Below are 6,255 nucleotides of genomic sequence, written 5' to 3'. Positions count from 1 at the left end.
GGAGAAAGTTCCCCAGCCGACGGGAGTCGGTATGTGGGTTCATGTCGTCCATTCTCCCGGAGTGGGCCGTTGTCTCGGAGCGGGCCGGACGCGAGGGCCGTACGGCCGTGCCCGGTACCGCCGTGTCGGGCGGCACCGGGCAGGGAGAACCTGTCGGGCGGTCCGGCGCCGCGGGGGTCAGCGGACGGTGGTGCGGGCGGCCCGCTCGATGACCTCGGCGACGAGGTGCGGGTGGGAGACGGCGACGGAGTGGGAGGCCGCCACCTCGGTGGTGTGGGCGTGGGCGCGCTTGGCCATGAAGCGCTGGACGGCGGCGGGGATGTTGAGGTCCCGGGTGGTGACGATGTCCCAGCTGGGCTTGGTCTTCCAGGCGGCGCTGGTGGCCTTCTCCTCCAGGGCGGCCTGCGCGATGGGGCGCTGTTCGGCGGCCATGAGGGCGGCCTGGCCGGCGGGGACGTCGGCGGCGAACTGGTGGTGGAACTTGTCCTGCCGGATGTACAGGTCGGTGGCGGTGGTGCCGTCGGCCTGCTGGTAGGTGACGGGGTCGAGGGCGTCGGGGAGGGTGGAGCCCGGGTACTTGTTGGTCAGCCCCAGGGCGGTCTCGCCGGGCGCCGGCAGGAAGGCGGCCACGTAGACGAGCGCCTTGACCTGGGGGTCGTTGGTGGCGGCCTCGCTGATGACGCTGCCGCCGTAGGAGTGGCCGACGAGGATCTTGGGACCCTTGACGTGGTCCAGGAGGGTGCGCAGGGCCGCGGCGTCGGAGGCGGGGCCGCGCAGCGGGTTGGCGGCGGCCACGACGGGGTAGCCGTCGGCGCGCAGGTCCGCGATGACGCCGTTCCAGCTGGAGCCGTCGGCGAAGGCGCCGTGTTCCAGGACGATGGTCGGCTTGACGTGTCTGCCGGCTCCGGCGTCCTCGGCGGTCTTCGTCGCTCCGTTGGCGGTGCCGCTGAGGGCGAACGCGCCGAGCGCGAGCCCCGCCGTGAGCGTCGAGACCACACCCGTCACCACTCGCTTGCGCCCACCCTTGATGCTCACCACGAACTGACCCCTTTCAGGTGTTCCGTTGACGGGCGGCCCGGCTTCGCCGGTTGCGTCACCGCCCTGACTGGTTATGAATCTTCCATGCCTACCGTCACCTGTCAAGCAGGTGACGCATGTTCGGGGGCCTGCCGGACCGGCGGCTCCCCGGGCGCGGCGCGTCCGGACACGGGAGCGGCCGGGCAGGGCGTCGCCCCACCCGGCCGCATGTTCCGGGGCCGGACGCACACGTGTCCTGTGTCCCCGGTACGCGTGTCCGTGGCCCGCGTGTCATGGGCTCGCGTGACATCGGCGGATGTCACCGGCCCTGGCTGCGCTCTGCGGCAGGCGTGCGCTAGCGCGCCCACGGATCGCGCAGGATGATGTCGGCCAGGGCCCTCGCGCAGCCGGAGAGCATCGTCTCCCCCTTCTGCGGGCTCGCCACCCGGGCGTCGCCCGCGACCCCGGACTTCGTGATCCGGTCGAAGGACACGGCCATGTACACCGGCTCGGGCGACTCCGCGGGCAGGGTGATCCGCGGTCCGTGCGCCTCGGCCAGGTGCTCGTGGTGGATCAGCTCGGGGTAGGCGGCCATCATCATGGACGTCTCCCCCTCACAGGCGTGCATGAGCCCGTCCTGGGTCTCCAGCGTGTCCCGCACCACCTCCCGTCCGGCGCCGAAGTAGCTGGCGAACGCGATCGGCGTCGCCAGCTCCGCGGTCAGTTCGGTCGTGAGGGCGTTGAGGGCGGTCATGTTCCCGCCGTGCCCGTTGACGATCAGGATGCGTGAGAAACCCGCCCGGATCACGGAGCGGCAGACGTCACGCAGCAGCGCGTGCAGGGTCGGCAGGGAGAGTGTGAGGGTGCCGCCGAACGCCATGTGGTGCTCCGACAGCCCCGTCGGGATCGAGGGTGTCACCACCACACCGGTGTGTTCGGACGCCAGCAGTGCCGCCCTCCGGCACACCTCGGCGGCCAGGAAGTCGTCCACGCCGGTGGGAAGATGAGGGCCGTGTTGCTCCGTGGCCCCTACGGGCAGCAGCACGACCGCGTCCTGGGCCGCGAGGGCGCGCAGCTGTGCGGCGGTCAGACGGTTCCACTGGACTTCGCTCATCTGTGAGTCCTCCTGGGAGTGACCGGTGGGGGGCGGTAACGGGGCCGGTGCCGGGCGAGGACTCAGAGGTGGTCGGCGTCGACGACTGCCTGGGCGAAGGTGGTGGGTGCTTCCTGCGGCAGGTTGTGGCCGATGTTCGCGATGGTGCGGTGCTCGTACTTGCCCGTGAAGTGGCTGCGGTAGGCGGTGCCGTCACCGGGCGGGGTGAAGGGGTCGAGGGCCGGGTCCAGCGTGATGGTGGGGACGTGGATGGGGGGCTGGGCGGCGAGCAGCTTCTCGTAGCGGGCGTAGCGGGGCTCGCCCTCGATGAGCCCGATGCGCCAGCGGTAGTTGTAGAGCACGATGGCGGCGTAGTCGGGGTTGTGGAACGCCTGGGCGGTGCGGTCGAAGGTGGCGTCGGAGAAGTTCCAGTTGGGGGAGACGAGGGTCCACACGTAGCGGCACAGCGCGATGCGGTCGTCGACGTTCTCCATGGCCTTCTTGCCGCGGTCGGTGGCGAAGTACCACTGGTACCACCAGTTGTGCTCGACGGCCGGTGCGGCGGGCGCCAGCTGGGCCTTGACGTTGGTGATGACGTAGCCGCTCGTGGAGACCAGGGCCTTGACGCGCTCGGGCCACAGGGCGGCGATGATGTCGGCGGTGCGCGAACCCCAGTCGAAGCCGGCGAAGACCGCCCGGTGGATCTTGAGCGCGTCCATCAGGGCGATGATGTCCAGGGCGATCGCGGACTGCTCGGCGTTGCGCGGGGTGCGGCTGGACAGGAAGCGGGTGCTGCCGTGGCCCCGCAGGTAGGGGACGATGACGCGGTAGCCCAGGTCGGCGAGGAGCGGGGCGACGTCGACGTAGCTGTGGATGTCGTAGGGCCAGCCGTGCAGGAGGATGACCACCGGGCCGTGCGCGGGGCCGGCCTCGGCGTAGCCGATGTCGAGGACGCCCGCCTTGACCTGCTTCAGCGTGGGGAACGTGGTGTGCGTGCCGGGGGCGATGGTGGGCACGGTGGGCACGGGCCGGCCGCTCGACCCGTGCGCGGTGGCGGCGGACGCCTGGTTCTGCAGGCCGGACAGGGAGACGGCGGCCGCGCCGGTGCCCAGGCCGACGGCCTTGTTGAAAGTACGCCTGTTGATCATCTGGAGACTCTCCGTCGTGCGTGTTCGATGACCCGTCCGGGCCCGGGGAACCTTCGCTCACATCGGCGGTACGGGATCACTGCGACTGCTGGCGCGATGACCCTCGCACACGACCCGTCACCTGTCAAACTGGTGACGATGAGGCGTTCCCGGTGGGTGGAAGAGGGGGACCGTCTCCTTTCCGTGCCGGACCGGCGGCACATACTCTGGTCTGTAGCGAATCAGGACACATCAGTCACATGACGGTGCGATGCGGTGACGGGGCCGGGTGTCCGGCGCGTCTCCCGCGACGCCCCGGCGCCCCGAGACGACGGCGCAGGTGGCGGCGCAGGTGGCGGGCGCCGGCCGCCCCGTAGGCCGCTCACCTCGTCCGCGGCCCGGAATCCGGGGGCCTAAGTCATTCGACTGAGAGGACTCCCGGGGCCGTCGCCGGGTCACACGTTTGTGCATTTCAGGTTTCCTCCTCCAGCTTGGCCAGGACGTCGCGCAGGGCGGCGCGGAAGGTGATGCCGAGTTTGGGGAAGACCCGGTAGAGGTGGGAGCTGACCGTGCGCGGTGACAGGTGCACACGCCGCCGGCCGATCTCCTTGTTGGTCAGGCCGCCGGCGGCGAGGTCGGCGATCCGGCGTTCCCGCCAGGTCAGCTCGGCGAGCTGTGCGGGAGTCACGCGGGTGGCCAGCCCCGGCGCCCTGAGCTCCGCCCGCGCCCGTTCGGCCCAGGCGGCAGCGCCGAGCCGCTCGAACGGTCTCCGCGGCCTGGACGAGGACCGGGCGGGCGTTCCTGGAGCCCGCCAGATAGGCCGAGGTGACCACGGAAGCGGGGGACTCGTCCGTGCCCACCAGGGAACCGGAGCGGATGAGGCGCCGCGCCTGTTCGAAGGGGCCCGCGTGTCCGGCGGCGAAGGCCGCGTCACCCAGCCTGCGGGACCGGTCCTCGCGGTTCTCGCTCAGCTCCGCGGCCCGGGTCAGCCAGGCCACGGCGGCGACGGCGCCGCCGCGCCGGGTGGCGGAGTCGGCCGCCTTCCCCAGCGCTGCGGCCACCTCCTCGTCCGGGTCGACGGCCGAGGCCGCCAGGTGCGTGGCGCTCCTCTCGACGTCGTCGCGGTGCAATGGCGCGAGGACGTCGTGCGTGAGCCGGCGCTCATCGGGCGTCGCCGTCCGGACCACGGTGGTGCGTACCAGCGGATGCCGGAACAGGAAGTCGCCGGTGACCGGGTCGATGCCCAGCAGGCCCACTGCCAGCGCCTCCTCGGCGTCGCGCATGCGGTAACGCCTCGCCCCGGGCGCGGGCACGGACCCCGGTGCGGCGCCGACACCGTCGAGAGCGCCGCGCAGCACCTCCTGACGCACGTCGTCGCGCAGGCCCTTGATCCGGGTGCCGTACACGTGCTCCAGGCGCCGGGGCACCGGCAACGGCACCGGGGCATCGGCCGGCCCGGGGAGCCGCGCGGCCCCGCCTGCGGTGCGGTCGCCTGCGGTGCGGTCGCCTCCGGTGCGGTCGCCGTCGAAGGGGGCGGAGAGTTCGAGGAGAGCGAGGGGGTTGCCCCGGGCCTGGTCCGGCACCAGCCGGCGGGCGTGGGGGTCCAGGCCGGGGCGGCGCAGGTCGAGCAGTCGCCGCGCGGCCTCGTCGGGGAGGGAACGGACCGGAAGTTCGGGCAGGGCGGCGGTGTCGAAACCCGACGCCACGTCCGAGCGCAGGCCGACGACGAACTTCACCGGACTGCCGGTGAGCCGGCGCCCCACGAACCCGATCACCGCCGCACTGGAGGCGTCCAGCCACTGGCCGTCGTCCAGGAGCAGCAGCGGCCTCGCCGAGGAGGCCAGGGACAGCAGGTCGAGGACGGCGATGCCGAGCGACATCACCGACGGCGGCTTTCCGTAACTGCGCCCGAAGACGGTGGCGAACACGTCGCGGTGCACCTGGTCGAGGCGGTCGACGGCGGGAAGCAGGGGGTGGACCAGCTGGTGCAGGCCCGCGAACGGCAGTTCGGACTCCGCCTCCACCCCCGCGGCCCGGATCACCCGGTGTCCCGCGCCCGAGGCCGGCCGGGCGACATGGTCGAGCAGGGCGCTCTTGCCCACCCCGGTCTCCCCTCGCAGAACGAGGGCCTGCCGCTCCGCGGTCGTCACGAAAGCGGACAGCTGCCGCAGCTCGTCGTCCCGGCCGATCATCGTTACGAGCGACTCCACGGCGCCCCACTCCCTCTCCCACCGGACCCGCCTCGTGCGTTCACCTTCCGAGCCTATGTGTGCGGGGTCGTGCTCTCGCGGTGGGAGGAAGGAAGCACGTGACCGGAGGTCGTGTGAGCGAGTGTGACGGAATCATGTGAGCGACTGTGCGGGGCGATGCCGGAGCGGTGGGAGGACGCGGTGTCGCCGTCGCGCTCCCTGCCTCAGGACGCTCCGACGCCGTGCAGAAACGTGTCGACCACCACGTCGGCGGCCTTCCCCGGCGCCAGGTGTCTCTGCCGGTGCGCCACCAGGTTCACCAGCTCGGGCAGCAGCGGCCCCGCCCAGCCCTCCGGCTGGTCCCGGCGCAGGAGACCTTCCTCGGTGGCCCGGCGCAGAAAGGCGTCGACCGCGGCGACACAGGCGTCCCGGCGCCGGCGGATGGCGTCGTCGGTGAGCATGCGGGCGAGATCGACGGGCCAGGTGCGGTTGACGGCGATGATGTTCTCGACGTAGCGGTGCAGGGCGACGGCGACGGGTGCCTCGCGGAGCCGGGCGTCCTCGATGGCCCGCTCGATGGCGGTGACGCGCGACTCGTAGATGGCCGCGAGGAGTTCCTCGCGGCAGGTGAAGCGCCGGTAGACGGTGCGCCGGTCCACTCCCGCCTCGGCGGCGATGCTCGCGATGCTCGCGCCGGGGTCGGCGGCGAGCATGCGGGCTCCGGTGGTCAGAACGGTTTCCAGGTTGCGTGCAGCGTCAGCTCTCATCCCCTAAGAGTATCCCCGCTGAGGCTCATCTCGACTGTGTCGCCATTCTTATGTGCATGTAA

The 6,255-nt window shown here is 71.9% G+C and carries 5 protein-coding genes and 1 pseudogene; all 6 read right to left on the bottom strand.

Annotated elements, in window-relative coordinates:
- Nucleotides 1-177: 177 nt before the first annotated feature.
- A complete protein-coding gene (locus tag LG395_RS31550) occupies nt 178-1,038 on the bottom strand; it encodes an alpha/beta fold hydrolase (RefSeq protein ID WP_225812075.1) in 861 nt (286 codons plus the stop codon).
- Nucleotides 1,039-1,372: 334 nt separating this feature from the next.
- A complete protein-coding gene (locus LG395_RS31545; RefSeq protein ID WP_225812074.1) occupies nt 1,373-2,131 on the bottom strand; it encodes a creatininase family protein in 759 nt (252 codons plus the stop codon).
- Nucleotides 2,132-2,193: 62 nt separating this feature from the next.
- Nucleotides 2,194-3,258: an alpha/beta fold hydrolase gene (locus LG395_RS31540; RefSeq protein ID WP_225812073.1), complete on the bottom strand. Its 1,065-nt coding sequence runs from the start codon at nt 3,256-3,258 to the stop codon at nt 2,194-2,196.
- Nucleotides 3,259-3,709: 451 nt separating this feature from the next.
- Nucleotides 3,710-3,925, bottom strand: a complete 216-nt coding sequence (locus LG395_RS41745; RefSeq protein ID WP_372463493.1) for a helix-turn-helix domain-containing protein — start codon at nt 3,923-3,925, stop codon at nt 3,710-3,712.
- A 1,051-nt stretch (nt 3,926-4,976) separates the two neighbouring features.
- Nucleotides 4,977-5,429, bottom strand: a pseudogene (locus LG395_RS41740) (AAA family ATPase); the annotation flags it as partial.
- A 221-nt stretch (nt 5,430-5,650) separates the two neighbouring features.
- A complete protein-coding gene (locus LG395_RS31530) occupies nt 5,651-6,139 on the bottom strand; it encodes a TetR family transcriptional regulator (protein ID WP_225812090.1) in 489 nt (162 codons plus the stop codon).
- Between the last annotated feature and the right edge of the window lie 116 nt (nt 6,140-6,255).

The organism is Streptomyces spinosus (assembly GCF_020400655.1).
In the GTDB taxonomy this organism is placed as follows: Bacteria; Actinomycetota; Actinomycetes; order Streptomycetales; family Streptomycetaceae; genus Streptomyces; species Streptomyces argyrophylli.
Note: the sequence above shows the minus strand (reverse complement) of the source record. Positions and strands in the feature narration are given on the sequence as shown.

Excerpts from the sequence above, each read along its gene's own strand:
- LG395_RS31545 (WP_225812074.1), bottom strand. The coding sequence starts at position 2,131 with ATGAGCGAAGTCCAGTGGAACCGTCTGACCGCCGCACAGCTGCGCGCC.
- LG395_RS31540 (WP_225812073.1), bottom strand. The coding sequence starts at position 3,258 with ATGATCAACAGGCGTACTTTCAACAAGGCCGTCGGCCTGGGCACCGGC.
- LG395_RS31530 (WP_225812090.1), bottom strand. The coding sequence starts at position 6,139 with ATGCTCGCCGCCGACCCCGGCGCGAGCATCGCGAGCATCGCCGCCGAG.